The organism is Undibacterium sp. Ji83W, assembly GCF_049340385.1.
Classification (GTDB): Bacteria; Pseudomonadota; Gammaproteobacteria; order Burkholderiales; family Burkholderiaceae_D; genus Undibacterium.
In genome coordinates, this window is record NZ_JBMPOZ010000015.1 from 33,134 (window position 1) to 48,677 (window position 15,544).

The 15,544-nt window shown below is 51.0% G+C and carries 14 protein-coding genes; 9 read left to right on the top strand and 5 right to left on the bottom strand.

Annotated features, from left to right (window positions below):
- Window positions 1-50 precede the first annotated feature (50 nt).
- The gene (locus tag ACO0LD_RS21765) at window positions 51-857 is read left to right on the top strand and encodes a ferritin-like domain-containing protein (protein ID WP_423010270.1); all 807 of its coding nucleotides are present in this window, start codon (window positions 51-53) and stop codon (window positions 855-857) included.
- A gap of 18 nt (window positions 858-875) precedes the next feature.
- Here the strand turns inward: ACO0LD_RS21765 and ACO0LD_RS21770 are convergent, their stop codons facing one another.
- On the bottom strand, window positions 876-1,496 hold the full coding sequence (locus ACO0LD_RS21770; protein WP_423010271.1) for a GIN domain-containing protein: 621 nt from the start codon (window positions 1,494-1,496) through the stop codon (window positions 876-878).
- A 106-nt stretch (window positions 1,497-1,602) separates the two neighbouring features.
- Window positions 1,603-2,136 carry a GNAT family N-acetyltransferase gene (locus ACO0LD_RS21775; protein WP_423010272.1) on the bottom strand — a complete coding sequence of 178 codons (534 nt, stop codon included), beginning with the start codon at window positions 2,134-2,136 and terminating at the stop codon, window positions 1,603-1,605.
- A gap of 136 nt (window positions 2,137-2,272) precedes the next feature.
- On the opposite strand from ACO0LD_RS21775, the gene ACO0LD_RS21780 reads away from it, so the two are divergent.
- Entirely contained in the window at window positions 2,273-2,890 is a 618-nt protein-coding gene (locus tag ACO0LD_RS21780) for a flagella assembly protein FlgT middle domain-containing protein (protein WP_423010273.1), read from the top strand.
- A gap of 21 nt (window positions 2,891-2,911) precedes the next feature.
- On the opposite strand, the gene ACO0LD_RS21785 is transcribed toward ACO0LD_RS21780, so the two are convergent.
- On the bottom strand, window positions 2,912-4,636 hold the full coding sequence (locus ACO0LD_RS21785) for an acyl-CoA synthetase (protein WP_423010274.1): 1,725 nt from the start codon (window positions 4,634-4,636) through the stop codon (window positions 2,912-2,914).
- 145 nt (window positions 4,637-4,781) lie between these two features.
- On the opposite strand from ACO0LD_RS21785, the gene ACO0LD_RS21790 reads away from it, so the two are divergent.
- From ACO0LD_RS21790 to ACO0LD_RS21815, 6 genes are all read left to right on the top strand, one after another.
- A complete protein-coding gene (locus ACO0LD_RS21790) occupies window positions 4,782-5,675 on the top strand; it encodes an alpha/beta fold hydrolase (protein WP_423010275.1) in 894 nt (297 codons plus the stop codon).
- A gap of 99 nt (window positions 5,676-5,774) precedes the next feature.
- A complete protein-coding gene (locus tag ACO0LD_RS21795; RefSeq protein WP_423010276.1) occupies window positions 5,775-7,028 on the top strand; it encodes a cystathionine gamma-synthase family protein in 1,254 nt (417 codons plus the stop codon).
- A gap of 115 nt (window positions 7,029-7,143) precedes the next feature.
- Window positions 7,144-9,642 carry an ABC transporter permease gene (locus tag ACO0LD_RS21800; protein WP_423010277.1) on the top strand — a complete coding sequence of 833 codons (2,499 nt, stop codon included), beginning with the start codon at window positions 7,144-7,146 and terminating at the stop codon, window positions 9,640-9,642.
- Window positions 9,643-9,677: 35 nt separating this feature from the next.
- On the top strand, window positions 9,678-10,310 hold the full coding sequence (gene yfcF, locus ACO0LD_RS21805; RefSeq protein ID WP_423010278.1) for a glutathione transferase: 633 nt from the start codon (window positions 9,678-9,680) through the stop codon (window positions 10,308-10,310).
- Between the two features lie 24 nt (window positions 10,311-10,334).
- The gene (locus tag ACO0LD_RS21810; protein WP_423010279.1) at window positions 10,335-10,748 is read left to right on the top strand and encodes a group II truncated hemoglobin; all 414 of its coding nucleotides are present in this window, start codon (window positions 10,335-10,337) and stop codon (window positions 10,746-10,748) included.
- A gap of 50 nt (window positions 10,749-10,798) precedes the next feature.
- Window positions 10,799-12,268: a DNA recombination protein RmuC gene (locus tag ACO0LD_RS21815; protein WP_423010280.1), complete on the top strand. Its 1,470-nt coding sequence runs from the start codon at window positions 10,799-10,801 to the stop codon at window positions 12,266-12,268.
- 16 nt (window positions 12,269-12,284) lie between these two features.
- Here the strand turns inward: ACO0LD_RS21815 and soxR are convergent, their stop codons facing one another.
- Window positions 12,285-12,755, bottom strand: a complete 471-nt coding sequence (gene soxR / locus ACO0LD_RS21820; RefSeq protein WP_423010281.1) for a redox-sensitive transcriptional activator SoxR — start codon at window positions 12,753-12,755, stop codon at window positions 12,285-12,287.
- Window positions 12,756-12,848: 93 nt separating this feature from the next.
- Here soxR and ACO0LD_RS21825 point away from each other — a divergent pair, with 93 nt between their 5' ends.
- Complete coding sequence (locus tag ACO0LD_RS21825) at window positions 12,849-13,910, top strand: questin oxidase family protein (RefSeq protein ID WP_423010282.1); 1,062 nt, start codon at window positions 12,849-12,851, stop codon at window positions 13,908-13,910.
- Here the strand turns inward: ACO0LD_RS21825 and ACO0LD_RS21830 are convergent.
- Window positions 13,886-15,538, bottom strand: coding sequence for a diguanylate cyclase domain-containing protein (locus ACO0LD_RS21830; RefSeq protein ID WP_423010283.1), 1,653 nt, complete (start codon window positions 15,536-15,538; stop codon window positions 13,886-13,888). The genes ACO0LD_RS21825 and ACO0LD_RS21830 overlap by 25 nt on opposite strands.
- Window positions 15,539-15,544 lie beyond the last annotated feature (6 nt).

Consider the following 15,544-nt stretch of genomic DNA (forward strand, 5'->3'; position numbering starts at 1 on the left):
AAGTAGTATTGTAAACCCCAGCGGGCTTGCTTGCCTGGCTTCACACGTATATGAAAGATAAAGTTATTAATGAGTTAAGAGCATGCGCATTGGCTGCAGTACTGGAACCAGATCCTCATCGTAAATGTGAGGCTATCCATGCAATTCTCAAGGATTCCTTGCTGGATGTTGATGTAGTTTTTACAGAGCCGGAAGGCATACCCGGGCGATTGAGCAAGCCTGAGCTGGTGCCGCCGGGTAAAGTAGGCCGTCGCGCCATGACTACGGTAGAGGGCAGGGCGGTGCTGATTCATGCACTGGCGCACATAGAGTTGAATGCAGTCAATCTGGCAGCAGACATCATCTGGCGCTTTGCCGGCATGCCTGAGCAGTTTTACCTGGACTGGCTGAAAGTGGTTAAGGAAGAGGCTTATCACTTCCAATTGCTGGTCGGACATTTGCATACCCAGGGTTTTGCTTATGGAGACTTCCCCGCGCATAACAGCATGTGGGAAATGGCAGAGAAAACCAAGGGCGATCTATTGGCTCGCCTTGCGCTTGTGCCCCGCACGCTGGAAGCGCGCGGCCTGGATGCCACGCCTGCCGTCATGGCTAAATTGGCACAGGCAGGTGACCAGGCTGCCACCGATATTCTGGCGATTATCTTGCATGATGAAATCGGCCATGTCGCCATCGGTAATTTTTGGTACAAGAAGCTTTGCGCAGAGCAGGGGCTGGATATCATTTCGACATATGCCGAGATGACCCGCAAATACAAAGCCCCGCCAGTGCGGGGACCTTTTAACCTGGAAGGCAGGAGGGCTGCAGGGTTTGATGAAGATGAGCTGAGGGCCCTGCAGGAAGCGGCAAACGCTTAGTATGTTAGTAAATCGTGTTTAATCTCCAGCACGTACCGAGCCTATGCCATCCACTGATTTGCTGACATTGCGTGGGCGGCCATAATAAGTCAGGCTGCCTATGCCTTGTACTGATGCATTCAGGCTGTCGCGTGCATTGACCGATACCGAGCCTATGCCTTCTATACGTACATCCACCTGCTCGGCAATCAGGTCCTTGGTTTCTACCAGCCCCACACCCTCGGCGCGAAGGGTAAATGATTTGACCTTGCCATTCGCTACGAGCATGCCTGCCCCTTCATAAGACAAGGCAAAGTGGGGGCCAGAAAGATTATTCAGTACTGTTTTCCCTGCACCTTCCATCTTGAACCGGCTCATCTCAGGGATGCTGATGATGACCTGGGAGTTGTCATTGATTTTGATGGAATTCTTTTCTTTGTATGAAATGACCAGTTCATCGCCGATGACTTCAGTAATGACATTATTGACGAACCTCTCATTGCCCTTGATTTGTACAGACTGCGCTTTGCCGACTTCAACCACGAGACTGAAAGCGCTGCGGGTCTTGATGGACTTGAAGGCGGGCAGGTTACGGGTTTGTTCGTCAGCGAAAGCGGTAGAACTGAGCAGCACGGCAGCGATCAACAAGATGTGGCGCATGGTTTTCTCCAATGAAAGGTGTTTGCATTGGTGCCAGTATTGCCAATTTTGTTCTTGCCTGCCCACGCTTTGCGATGAACTGCAAAATTCTGGGGATGAGCCGTAATCAGGCTGGGCGCACTGTATTCAATTTTTCATAGTGCAGCATGTCCAGCCATAGGCCATTGCGAAAGACAGATGCATGGGAGTGACCATACTCCCTGAAGCCACATTTGCGCATGATGGCCTGGGATGGCAGGTTGTCGATAATGACGGTTGCTTCAATCCGGTTCAGTTTGAGCTCTTCAAATGCCTGGCTGACCACTGCATTGACCGCTGCAGTAGCATAGCCATGCCCGCCATGACGCTGGCTGAAGCGGTAGCCCAGAAATGCTTTATGGTATTGATCTTGTTCAACGCCGCGCAGGGTGATACGTCCGACAACTTCGTTTTCTACCCAGGCCAGGTAGTGGTATTCGCGCTTGGCCTTGGCAAGGTACTGTGCCTGCTCCAGGCTGGAGCGCACTTCTGGCAGGCAATAAAAGTCATTGCCACGGCTGGCTATCCATTCTTCAAAATGGTCGCGGTTTTCCTGTTCAAATGCGAGTACGGCAGCGGCATCATCGGATTTGACTAACGTAATGATCAGAGATGAACTCATGGATATGGTGTCAAAGCTGGTTGGTGAATGAAGGATTGTAATGGATGCTTAAAGTTGTTGCTGTTACTGTCGTAATCAAGATAAACCACTTGCAGTGAAGAATGTTATGACCACACACCTAGGATCAATAAGTTCAATGGTAAACCGGATCGCGTTAATTTTACTCGGCGTATTCTTTTCTGCGCACTCCATCGCACAAATGACCGATCCTGGTTTGCCGCCTAATTTGCCACCCAATAAGGCCTTGGTATTGACAGGTTTTGCTGTCAATAAGCCTGTGCAGGTATTGGATATTGATGACGCTTCACAGGGTTTCCCCAAGGCCATTGCCCGCAGGCTCATGCGTGAGCGGCAAGTGCAGGTGCGCATCTCGCCTGATTTATTGTCGTTTGACTGGCAGCAGGATCATCCGCCAGTGAATCTCTTGCAGCAACTGGGACAGACTTATGCCAGTCGCTACATCGTCTCCGGTGAGATTCGCAATGCGGGTACCAAGATAGATACCAACCTTTTCGGTTTGACGCAAAAAAGAACCCGTGCCATAGAACTGGAGGTACGCATCTATGACGCAAGTACTGGTCAACTGCTGGCGCAGCAGGAATTCTCAAATGCCGTTGCGGGTAATGTGAGTGTAGGGCGGGAGCATGTTTTTGATGGTGCGGCGTTCAATAGCACTCTGTATGGCAAGACCATCAGCGATATGCTGGATCAGGTTGCGAGCCTGGTCAGTGCCACGGTGATGGCGCAGCACTGAGCGGCTCTGACTTGTACTGAATTATTTTGTTGCGCGCTCTTCTTCACGCAACCGTAATATGCGCCGCTGTATTTTGCCGGTGGTGGTCATAGGCAAGGCGTCGATAAATTCTATCTCCTTGGGATATTCATAAGGTGCCAGTTTGCCACGCACGTGGTCTTGCAATTCCTTGATCAGCGTATCGTCACCCTGAAATCCCTGGCTTAAGACCACGTATGCCTTGACCAGATTGCCCCGTTCTTTGTCCGGTTTCGGCACGACAGCGACGTTTGCCACTGCTGCGTGCTTGACCAGGCAATTCTCGATTTCTGACGGACCTATGCGGTAACCAGCAGCCTTGAACATATCATCTGCGCGACCCTGATACCACAGGTAGCCATCGGCATCGCGGGTGGCCAGATCGCCCGTTCTGCACCAGTCGCCAGTGAATTTATTGCGAGTTGCCGTGTCATTTTTCCAGTAACCCAGGAAGAATACAGGGTCAAGATGGCCGTAGGTATCATAGCGGCTCATGGCAACTTCACCTGTTTCACCATCCGTCACTTCATTGCCATCATCATCAATGACGGCCACCCTGTGCCCGGGATAGGGTCGCCCCATGCTGCCAGGTTTGGCGGGCCACAATTGATGGCTGTTGCCGACGATATAGTTCATTTCAGTCTGGCCAAACATTTCATTTGGTGTGATATGCAAGGCTTTTTCACACCAGTTGAAAACGGCGTCACCGACAGCTTCACCCGCAGTCATGATAGCGCGCAGGGAGAGTTTGTATTTTTTCCTGGGTTTGGGCTCAGCCTTCATCATCATTTTCAAGGCGGTAGGGAACAGGAAGGTGTTCGTGACCTGGTATTTTTCCAGCAAGTAGTAGGCTGTCTCGGCAGTAAAACGCCCCTGGTAGCCGACGATGGGTTTACCAAAATACAGGGTGGGTAATAATGCATCCATCAAGCCGCCAGTCCAGGCCCAGTCAGCCGGTGACCAGAATACATCTTCGTCTTGCGGGAACCAGTTTTGCGAAGCCACAAAGCCAGTCAGGTTACCGATAATGGCAGAATGCGGTAGCAGCGCACCTTTGGGTGCGCCCGTAGTGCCGCTGGTGTAAATCAAAATGGCCGGATCGCTGGAGCGGGTGTCGGCAATGCGGGCAGTGACAGGCATGTTGGGTACATGGGTTTCCCAGTCTATGCAGGGTGGCATGTCGTCACTGGTATCGCAATCTACGGTAATGACGGTTTTCAGGTCGGGACAGCGGCTGCGTATTTCTTCAAATGCCTTGATGCCGCTGCCATCCAGAACGATGGCGATGGACTGGCTATGCTGCAGCCGGTATTCCAGCGCTTCAGGTCCGAACAAAAAGGACAAGGGCATGACGATGGCGCCAATTTGCAGGCAAGCCATGATGGTGATGGCGGTTTCTGGCCTTTGCGGCAAGATGCAGGCGATCACGTCACCACGCTGTATGCCTTCCTGCAAGAGCAGATTGGCAAGCTGGTTGGCTTGCTCATGCAATTGCAGATAAGTCAGGCGGTTGCTATTGCCCTCGCTGTCTTCATACAGGATGGCCGTCTTCTTTGCATGTTTGTGCTTTGCTGCCCAACGGTGACAACAGGCTTCTGCAATATTGAAATTGCTGGGTACATCCCATCTGAATTCGTGGTAAAGCTGCTCATAATGGTCAACTTGATCAACTTGCCCAGCTTTTGTATCGTTTATAGTCTTGTCTTTGAGTTTGTTCAACTGCTTCATCCTGTCTCCGTTATAATAATCGAACGGTCGTGCTATTGTGTGGTGGTGCTGCAAGTGCCTTGAGGCATTAGTATCATGCTACTTGATAATGCGCTGTACAGGCTGGCGTTTGCCTGTATTTCCAGATGAAAAATATTAAATTCTTATGAATACTCTATTCAAGCCTTCACGCACGTCCTTTCTTGATATCCGTGGCCTGCAATACCATGTGCGCAGTTGGGGGCGGGAAGATGCGCCCAAAATCATCATGCTGCATGGCTGGATGGATGTTTCGGCTTCTTTCCAGTTCGTCGTCGATTGCCTCAAGCAAGACTGGCAAGTGCTTGCACCTGACTGGCGCGGCTTTGGATTGACTGAATCGCCCAATGTCGATACTTACTGGTTCCCGGATTATCTGGGTGACCTCGATGCGCTACTAAGGCATATCTCGCCGGATGAGCCCGTGAATTTGCTGGGACACAGCATGGGCGCGAATGTCGCTGGCCTGTATGCAGGTGTACGCCCTGAGCGAGTGCGCAAGTTCATCAATCTTGAAGGCTTTGGCATGCCGGTGACCCATCCCAAGCAGGCACCCGGGCGTTACAGGAAATGGCTGGATGAGCTGGAAAACCAGGCTGGCCTGCGCACTTATGCTTCGCAAGCAGAAGTAGCCACCCGTTTGCAAAAAACCAATCCACGCTTGTCAGACGAAAGAGCGGCATTTCTCTCTGCACATTGGGCCAAGGAAACCAGCCCCGGTTGCTGGGAAATTTTGGGTGACCCTGCCCACAAGCAAACCAGTCCGCTCCTATACCGGGTTGAAGAGGTCATGGCTTGCTGGCAAAAAATCACTGCTCCAGTATTGTGGATGGAGGCAGATGACACCAATGTCTGGCACTGGATGGGGCCAAAAGAAGAAGCACGTGTAGAAATAGACAGGCGCCTGGAGCATATACCGCAGCTACAAAAAGAGATGATTTTCGATGCCGGGCACATGCTGCACCATGACCAGCCTGAGAAATTGGCAGATTTGATAGAGGCATTCTTGCTGAAAGATTGATTTAGCTGCTCAGCCTACCTCGGTACAAGAATGAGAAAGCGAGTTCTGGGTTAAACTCCCAAAACTCGCTTTTTATTTTCTCATTCATTTCCCGGCATTATGAGCACGACACCTCAATCACCCAAATACGGTTTCACCACCACTATCCTGCATAGCGACAGACAAAAAGACATAGAGCACGGCTCTGTTCATAAACCCATCCATACCTCAGTCATGTATGGCTATAGCGACGCGCGTGATCTGGCAGCGGTGTTCCAGAATAAACAATCTGGCTACCGCTATGGCCGCCAGGGTAATCCTACTGTCTCGGCGCTGGAGGAAAAAATCAGCAAGATGGAGGGTGGACTGGCCACCATCGCATTTGCGACTGGCATGGCAGCCATAGGTGCAGTGTTCCAGGCATTATTGCGCCAGGGTGATCATTTGGTGTCTTCTTCATTCTTGTTTGGTAATACCAACAGCCTGTGGCAAACCGTTGCCGCTCAGGGTGTCGATGTATCTTTGGTGGATGCCACTGATGTAAGCCATGTCGCAGCCGCACTGACGCCAGCAACCCGCATGGTGTTTGTCGAGACTATCGCCAATCCACGCACGCAAATCGCCGATCTGAAAAAAATAGGTGAGCTGTGCCGTGAAAAAGGCATCCTGTTTGTGGTTGATAACACCATGACTTCGCCTTATCTGTTTCAGCCTAAAGTTGTGCATGCAGGTCTCGTGATCAATTCGCTCACTAAATCCATAGCCGGTCATGGCAATGTACTCGGTGGTGCCTTGACGGACACTGGCTTATTTGACTGGAGCGCATTTCCAAATATTGCCGCCAACTTCCGAAAACAACCCGCAAAGATGCAGGGTCTGGCACAAATCAGGGCCAAGGCTTTGCGTGATTTTGGTGCCTCGCTGTCGCCAGAAGCAGCACACCAGGTTGCCGTAGGTGCAGAAACCATCGCTCTGCGCATGGACAGGGAATGTGCGAACGCTTTGGCGCTGGCAAAAATGCTGGCTGCCGACCCGCGTGTAGCAGCAGTTCATTATCCGGGCCTGCCAGACCATCCCCAACATGTCCTGGCCACAGAGTTGTTTACTGCCTACGGTGCCTTGTTCAGTTTTGAGCTAAAACCCGAGATAGATTGCTTTGATTACCTGAATCGCCTGAAGCTGGCGATTAATGCTACCCATCTTGGTGATACCCGCACCCTTGTTATTCCGGTTGCGCACACCATTTTCTTTGAGATGGGTGCTGAACGTCGCGCCGAGATGGGGATAGCCGATTCCCTGATACGCGTTTCCGTCGGCATAGAAGATACCCAGGATTTGCTGGATGATTTTGCGAATGCGTTGGTAGCTGAGTAAACAAGCAAGGCGAATTTTGAACTAAAGCCATTTTTGCAACACTACTATCTCGGGTGTCGGATGGTGCTGCATTTTGCGTGTATTCGATTTTAATTTCTGTATTGGCAAGCTAACTATGTTCAAACTCTCTCTCAGTATGACGATGCGTGACTGGCGTGCTGGTGAGCTGCGCTTTTTACTGATTGCCTTGATGATCGCCGTGGCCTCTCTGGCCTCGGTCGGGTTTTTTATCGACAGGATGCGTAGCGGCCTCAACCGCGATGCCCATCAGTTGCTAGGCGCTGACTTGCTGGTCGCGGCTGATCAGCCTATCAAACCAGAATGGCGGCAAGAAGCAGAAAAGCGCGGCTTCAAGACTGCAGAGACGGTAGTCTTCCCCAGTATGGCGCTGGCTGGCGAGGGTGATGAAGCGATATCCCGCCTGGTCTCTTTAAAAGCCGTGAGTGCCGATTACCCATTGCGTGGCAAGTTGAAGCTGAACAAGGGCGAAACAGAAGTTGCTACTGATGTCGTCCCTCAATCAGGCACAGTCTGGGTAGATCCAGCCTTGCTGTCGGCCCTGAATTTGAATGTAGGTCAAAAAATCAAGCTGGGTGAGCTGCAACTGACGGTGACCCAGACCATAGGCACAGAGCCTGACCGTGGTGCCGGTTTCATGAATTTTGCGCCACGTGCCATGATATCGCTGGCGGATATACCCGCCAGCAAACTGATACAAAATGGTTCGCGCGTGACTTACCGCTTGCTCATGGCGGGCGATGCCAAACGCATCGCTGCTTATCAAAAAGAGTTGCAGGGCAAAATAGATGGTGAAAAACTCAAAGGCATACGCCTGGAATCACTGGAATCAGGTCGCCCGGAAATGCGCGCCACGCTGGACAGGGCAGATCAGTTCCTGTCGCTGGTGAGTCTGTTGTCAGCCATGCTGGCTGCAGTTGCAATCGCCATGGCAGCGCGCCGCTTCATGCTGCGCCATCTGGATGCCTGCGCCATGTTGCGCTGCCTGGGCTTGACGCAAAACCAGGTCATGTCCATGTATCTGATTGAATTCCTGGTCCTGGGTTTGCTGGGCAGTATCGCTGGCGTGTTGCTGGGTTATGCAGGCCATTATGTCTTGCTCGAATGGTTGGGCAAGCTGGTTGCCAAGGATTTGCCAGATGCGAATTTCTTGCCTGCCGTGCAGGGCATCGCCACAGGTTTATTACTGCTGGTAGGCTTTGCCTTACCACCGATTTTGCAATTGCGTAATGTGCCGCATAACCGTGTCATACGGCGCGAGCAAGATGCGCCCAAGGCCATGACGCTGGTGACTTATGCCTGCGGCCTTGGCATGTTCGTGGCCTTGTTGCTGTGGCAAACGGCTGATATCAAGCTGGGTCTGATGACTGCTGCTGGCTTTTTGCTTGGTTTGCTGGTGTTTGCGCTGGTGGCATGGCTGGGCATGTTTTCTCTCAAGCGCATGCGTACATTATTTGCGCATTCTGCCTGGCGTTTTGCCATTACTGCTTTGCAAAGACGGCCTGGTGCGACTATCGTACAAGTCGTCTCCCTGGCCCTTGGTTTGATGGCCTTGTTGTTATTGACTGTGGTGCGCGGTGACCTGATCACTGCGTGGAAAAAAGCTACCCCGGCAGATGCACCAAATCAGTTTGTCATCAACATACAGCCAGATCAAAAGGCAGATATTGCCAGGCAAGTACAGGCTTTTGGCAAACCTGAACTTTACCCCATGATACGTGGTCGCCTGATCGCCTTGAATGATAAACCTATCACTGGCGACACCTATGCAGAAGACCAGGCCAAGCGCATGGTCGATCGCGAATTCAATTTGTCGACCATGGCAGACATGCCTGCGCTGAACAAGATCACAGCCGGTCGCTGGTATGACGATAGCAAGGCCACCGGGGCCGAGGCTTCAGTAGAAGAGGGCATAGCCAAAACCCTGAAGCTCAAGCTGGGTGACAAGATGACTTTTGATGTCGCAGGCCAGCAGGTGACTTCGACTATCACCAGTCTGCGCAAGCTGGACTGGGGTTCGATGCGGGTGAACTTCTTTGTCATCATCAACCCTAAAGCCATGGTCGATATGCCGCAGACCTGGATCACGGCTTTCCGTTTGCCTGATACAGATAAAACTTTCGTCAATCGCTTCATGCGTGATTTTCCTAACCTGACCGTGGTGGATGTTGGTGCCATGATCAAGCAAATGCAGGATGTGCTGGACCAGGTGATCACGGCAGTAGAATTCCTGTTCCTGTTCACGCTGGCTTCCGGCGTGCTGGTGTTATACGCAGCGCTGGCTGGCTCGCAAGATGTACGCATGCGTGAGGCTGCGCTCTTGCGTGCCCTGGGCGCAACCCGCAAGCAACTCTCGCAGGCACAGTGGATAGAATTCTTGCTGATAGGTGGCTTGTCTGGCGTATTGGCAGCTTCGGGTGCGTCCGCCATAGGCTGGGCACTGGCACGCTTCAGTTTCAATTTTGAATGGACTTTCTCACCGCTGGTCTGGCTGGCAGGCTTGGTTGTTGGTGCCACTTGCGCCGTGGTCGGCGGCTGGCTGGGTTTGCGCAATGTCTTGAATCAGCCACCTTTGCAAAGCCTGCGTGAGGCTTGATGGCAGCGCGCTGAATTAATTTAAAAGGATATATCTTGCAAAAACAAGACATCAAGCTTTATGTAGATTCACAATTTACCAGTCCGTATGCGATGTCGGTATTCGTCGCCTTGCATGAAAAAGGCCTGGACTTTGATTTGCTGACCGTAGACCTGGAAGCAGATGCCCAGCATGCGCCAGATTATGCCGCCACGTCCCTGACGCAGCGTGTGCCTACCCTGGTGCACAATGGTTTTGCTCTGTCCGAATCTTCAGCGATTACCGAGTATCTGGAAGAAGTATTTCCACAACAAGCTGTTTATCCCAAAGACACGCACGCCCGAGCCAGGGCAAGGCAGGTACAAGCCTGGATACGCAGCGCCCTGATGCCGATCCGGGTGGAGCGCAATACCCAGGTCATCTTCTATGGCAAGAAGCTGGAACCCTTGTCTGATGCTGCCAGGGCAGCAGCTGCGCAATTGTTCCTCGTGGGTGAATCATTGATACCAGATAATGCTGAAAACCTCTTTGGCGACTGGTCTGTCGCTGACCTTGATCTCGCCTTGATGATTAATCGTTTGGCGCTGCATGGCGACCATGTCCCTGAAAAGTTGGCCCGATTCGCAGCTCAGCAATGGCAAAGGCCTGCAGTGCAATTGTGGGTGAATCAGGCAAGACCAGCACTCTAAGTAGTAAAGAATTTAGCACCGATCATGAATACTGAAGTTGAAAATAATGAAGAAGCCCAGGTCAATTTATATGAATTGCTGGGTGGCGCAGAAAAACTGCGTGAGATGGTTGACCGTTTTTATGACTTGATGGAGCTGGAGCCAGAATTTGCCGGCATACGCGCACTGCATCCCACTCCCATGGATGGATCGCGTGACAAACTGTTCTGGTTCTTGTCTGGCTGGATGGGGGGCCCCGATCTGTATATAGAGCAGTTTGGTCACCCGCGCCTGCGCGCGCGTCATCTTCCGTACACAATCGCCGGCAGCGAACGCGACCAATGGCTGCGTTGCATGGCCTGGGCCATGCAGGATGTCGGTGTCAGTGAAGATTTGCAGCAGCATTTGATGCAATCGTTTTATCAGACGGCTGACTGGATGCGTAACCGTCCTGGCTGAGTTTCCAGGCTTCGCAGTTTGAAATCCCTTTTTCACCTGAATATTTTTCTATGAGCCTGTTTGAGGTACTGATACTTTTGCTGGCTGCGCTGGCCGTGGTTTTGAATATTGTGCTTTTGCTGCGCAAGACGGGTAATCAAGACGTGGCCGGCATCCTCGCCATACAGGAACAACTGCGCCAGACACAGCAGCAGTCGCAAATGTCGCAAGAGCGCAGTGAGCGCGCATTAAGAGAGCAGGTGCAATTGACAGCCCAGACTGGCCGCCAGGAACTGGCTGGTAGCTTTGGTCAGTTGCAACAAAACCTGGCTGCCCAGTTGACCAGCGTGGCAACGCTGCAAAATAACCAGATAGATGCATTCTCCCAGCAACTGGTGAAACTCAATGAAACCAATGCCCAGCAACTGGAGCAGTTCAGGCAGGCTTTCATCCTGCAAGGGCAGGTTGCCCGTGACGAGCAAGGCCAAAGCCTGAAGCGCTTTGGTGACAGCCTGAATCAAACTCTGCTTGCACTGACAGAATCAAATGCTCAGCGCATGAATGAAATACGCGCAACGCTGGAACAAAAAATACAGCAACTGCAGGCCGATAATGCAGGCAAGCTCGAAGAAATGCGCAAGACTGTCGATGAAAAGCTGCATGCTACGCTGGAACAACGCCTTGGCGAATCATTCAAGCTGGTCTCTGACCGACTAGAAAAAGTCCATCAGGGTCTGGGTGAGATGCAACAGCTTGCGATAGGTGTCGGTGATCTCAAGCGCGTGCTGACGAACGTAAAAACCCGTGGCACTTGGGGTGAAGTGCAACTGGAAATGATACTGGAACAAATGCTGACGCCAGACCAGTATGCCAAGAATGTAGAAACCATACCCGGCTCGGGCGAGCGGGTAGAGTTCGCCATCAAATTGCCAGGCAAGGAAGAAAACAGGGCCCCGGTATGGATGCCGATTGATGCAAAATTCCCCAAAGAACAATATGAGCGCCTGATCGATGCCGCAGAACGTGCCGATGCAGAAGGCGTAGCGCAGGCTGGCAAAGAGTTGGAAAGAGCTATACGCCTTGAGGCTAAAACCATTTCCGAGAAATACCTGTCGCCACCGTTGACGACGGATTTCGCCATCCTGTTCCTGCCTACTGAGGGGCTGTATGCCGAAGTCATGCGCAGGCCTGGCCTGGCTGATGAATTGCAACGCACTTGCCGCGTCTCCATCTCTGGCCCATCTACTTTGTCAGCCTTGCTGAATAGCCTGCAAATGGGCTTTCGCAGCCTGGTGCTGGAACAGCGCTCATCAGAAGTCTGGCAAGTGCTGGGTGCAGTCAAGACAGAGTTTGGCAAGTTTGCCGATGTGCTGACTGCGACAAAAATTGCGCTGGAAAAAGCGGCAAAAAATATCGATCAGGCAGAAGTCAGGACGCGGCAAATGACACGCAAACTCAAAAGCGTTGAAGCCTTACCTGCTGATACTGCGCAAAGCCTTCTGGGTACCAGCATTGATGCTGGTGATGCAGATACTGAATGAATATGCTTCGACCTGATTAAACCAGGTCGGAAGATTTATCTCCCATCAAATAACGCGGCCCGGTACCTCTGGTATTGGCAATGTCTTGTGGATTGTATAGCGCGCAGGATTTGAGCGACAGGCAGCCGCAGCCTATGCAGGAGCTTAGCTGGTCACGCAAGGCTGCCAATGCCCTGATACGTTCTTCTATCAGGGAATACCATGATTTTGATAGTCTTTCCCAATCCTGTTTTGTTGGCGTCCGCTGGCCGGGCAGGCTGGCAAGAGAGTTTTCTATTTCTTCCAGTGTCAGCCCTGCAGTTTGTGCAGCCTTGATAAAAGCAACGCGGCGCAATACTTCGCGTGGGAAGTGGCGACGCTGTGCCAGACTACGTACGCTCGTAATCAGGCCCCGGCTTTCATAAAAGCGCAAGGCACTCGCTGCGATGCCCGAGCGTTTAGCAAGCTCACCTATGCTGATCAAGTTTGTATTGTTTGCATCAGTCATCTTTCCTCTCCCAGATATGAAAAAAAGTGGTTGACTTCAAGTTAACTTGAACTTGCATACTACAACAAATTCAATCACTGATGGAGAATGCAAATGACGGCTTCAACAACTGCAATGTGTAGCAATGTGCTTCTCAAAGACTTGCTGGACAAGAACAGGGACTTTGCCCTGAATGGCAAAGGGACCACCAATCACTGCCCCATGGCGCTGTGCGCGCTTGCAGGCATGGGGGCAGATGACAGGCGTTTGCAGGACTTCTTTGCGCATTGGCGCGATACATATGCCTTGCCAGCCTTGCCCCTTACTGAGGCGATCAGGTATGAAGATTTTCAGGCTTATCTTGGCAAGAGAGAAAACTTTGCTGATCTGCAATCCTGCTTTGCCATTCGTCTTGCTGAGCACGGGAAGAGCGAAGTCATCAAGGAAGTATTTGCCCTTGTCCCATTTGCTCCTGCGACTACGGCATTCCATGCACTGATACGACTTGCCTATGGTTTGCAGGCTGAACATGCCGGGGAAATAGCTGCCAGCCTGGCTGCTCTGGTAGCAGCCAATTTTGATATCGATATCGACATGCAAGGCAGACAAGCTGCAAATTCAGTAGCAGCAGGTTTTCAAAAATTATCGCAAAGTATGAGAGGGAAAACCTATCCAGGCAGGATGATTGCAGAAAAAATGCGGGCAGTTGTCAATGATGAACAATTTCTCGAGAACTTGCCGGGAATGCCAGTCACTGAAAATTTGCTGGATGAACTGGCTCTGTGGGCGATTTCAGCTTACGGGCAGACCAGGGATTTTACGATTTTGCATATTGTTACTGGTGTCAATGCGGCGCGGCAGGTAATAGCTTATCTAGATCAAAAAACGCTTGCCAGTAAATTGCAGGAGTTATGGATAGCGTTATGTGTCGCCTATGTCTCAGTGGGTGCTCCAGCGGTGATTGATGCCGCCATTTATGAAAGCCACATGCGCGCAAAACACAGGCAACTCTGCTCATGGTCTGACTTGTTTGCCAGAGCGAAAGAGAGTAATGATGATCACGTTATCAAGCTGACCTATACCTGCGCTCTGGAAATCAGTCTGCGGCCAAATCTGCTTTATCAAATGGTTGTCATGGAAATGCTGGGGACTCAAATTGAATCATTTGCCTGTTGATGCTTGCCACTATCAAGATGTACAACACGATAAGCATTTTTGCCAGTACGCTTGACTTCATACATGGCGGCATCTGCTTGTCTGAGCAAGTCATTGGCATCGAATTCGTTCGGGCCGGTATAGCTGATACCTATGCTGGCACCGATTTGCACAGACAGATTTTCATTGATGATGATAGGTTGACTGGCCAGCGTAATGATTTTTTGCGCAATTTCTTCAGCTTTTTCAAGATGCGTCAAATCTTTTAAAAGAATAATGAATTCATCCCCACCCAACCGGGCGATGAAGTCTGATCTTCTGACCGTGTTGCTGACCAGCCCGGAAAAATGTATGAGCACCTGATCACCAACAGTATGGCCATGGCTGTCATTGACTTGCTTGAACTTATCGAGATCTATCATAAGCAGGAAGAAACCATGTGCATTGCCGCTGGCATATTCCTTGGACAGGCGGCTGATTTCTTTTTCAAATCCCAGACGGTTATTAATGCCGGTTAAATGGTCCGTGACGGCCAGTTGATTGGCGCTTTCTTCCTGGGATTTGCGTTCGGTAATATCATTCACCAAGCCTTGCAAGATGCCATCTTCTGCCGGGCTGATGACGAGGTTGATCCATTTCTTGTGGCTTGAGCTTCCCAGCTGTATGTAAAAATCATCAGACATGATCCTGGTTTCATTGATGGCTGCATCTATCATCAGATGCAGGCGCAATTCCTGGCCTTCCAATAATGATGTCAAGGCATTGGCAATGATGGCTTTGCCGCCATGATCATCCAGGCTGAACATGCGTAAAAAGGCCGGATTATAAGAAAGTAATTCACCAGAAAAATTGAGCTGAAAGATACCGGTTTCAGCATTTTCAAAAATGGTCTGGAATTTTTTCTCACCGATTGCATGCTGAATACGTAAGGTCCGCTCTTCATTAAGTGTCTTGAGCAAGCTGGCGACCAGAGTATTGACGTCGCGTACTAGCTGGCCTATTTCATCTTTCTCGTTACCATCTGGCAGGCCTAGTTTGTCACCTGATTCAGGTGCCAGCGTATGCAATCTGTCCGAGATATTTTTGATGGGGCGGGTAATCATGGTCAGCACGACATAGACCACCGCCGAAGCCATTGCCAGCGCCTGCAATAGCAAGAGATAGACGATGAAGCGGGCCTTGGCAGTGCTCTGGTCCCTGATGAAATCCAGATTCGGGTCCAGGTGAATTTCGCATACTTTTTCTTTGGGATTAAATGGTGAATAAACTTCATGCACCAGTTGATTGGATGCACTGATGCCAGGCAGTATGGCAAGCGTAGACTGATCACTACTTTTGTTGGTTTTTTTGTCAGCCTCGGCAAGTATTTTGCCTTCCGAGAATATTTGTACCCGGCTGATATCACCATTCTTCAATAAGCCGCGCGCAAGTTCTGCCGCCAGATTCTGGTCCAGTACAAAGCAGGCTATGCTGGCCGTATTTTCAACCGTACTTAAAGAGGCCAGCATGCGTTGGCGTGCCTGCTCTTGTTCGGATTGTGCCGAGAAGTGATAACTGAGCAATGCAAAGAATATACCTACGAGCAGAGCGATACCAAGCACAATGAATGCGCTACGATAGACGATGCTGGTACGTAGTAGTCTTAACATGCAGGG

Coding starts and splice junctions, on each gene's coding strand:
- ACO0LD_RS21810 (WP_423010279.1), top strand. CDS start 10,335: ATGAATACTGAAGTTGAAAATAATGAAGAAGCCCAGGTCAATTTATAT.
- ACO0LD_RS21800 (WP_423010277.1), top strand. CDS start 7,144: ATGTTCAAACTCTCTCTCAGTATGACGATGCGTGACTGGCGTGCTGGT.
- ACO0LD_RS21775 (WP_423010272.1), bottom strand. CDS start 2,136: ATGAGTTCATCTCTGATCATTACGTTAGTCAAATCCGATGATGCCGCT.
- ACO0LD_RS21790 (WP_423010275.1), top strand. CDS start 4,782: ATGAATACTCTATTCAAGCCTTCACGCACGTCCTTTCTTGATATCCGT.
- ACO0LD_RS21785 (WP_423010274.1), bottom strand. CDS start 4,636: ATGAAGCAGTTGAACAAACTCAAAGACAAGACTATAAACGATACAAAA.
- soxR (WP_423010281.1), bottom strand. CDS start 12,755: ATGACTGATGCAAACAATACAAACTTGATCAGCATAGGTGAGCTTGCT.
- ACO0LD_RS21815 (WP_423010280.1), top strand. CDS start 10,799: ATGAGCCTGTTTGAGGTACTGATACTTTTGCTGGCTGCGCTGGCCGTG.
- ACO0LD_RS21765 (WP_423010270.1), top strand. CDS start 51: ATGAAAGATAAAGTTATTAATGAGTTAAGAGCATGCGCATTGGCTGCA.
- ACO0LD_RS21825 (WP_423010282.1), top strand. CDS start 12,849: ATGACGGCTTCAACAACTGCAATGTGTAGCAATGTGCTTCTCAAAGAC.
- ACO0LD_RS21770 (WP_423010271.1), bottom strand. CDS start 1,496: ATGCGCCACATCTTGTTGATCGCTGCCGTGCTGCTCAGTTCTACCGCT.
- ACO0LD_RS21780 (WP_423010273.1), top strand. CDS start 2,273: ATGGTAAACCGGATCGCGTTAATTTTACTCGGCGTATTCTTTTCTGCG.
- ACO0LD_RS21795 (WP_423010276.1), top strand. CDS start 5,775: ATGAGCACGACACCTCAATCACCCAAATACGGTTTCACCACCACTATC.
- ACO0LD_RS21830 (WP_423010283.1), bottom strand. CDS start 15,538: ATGTTAAGACTACTACGTACCAGCATCGTCTATCGTAGCGCATTCATT.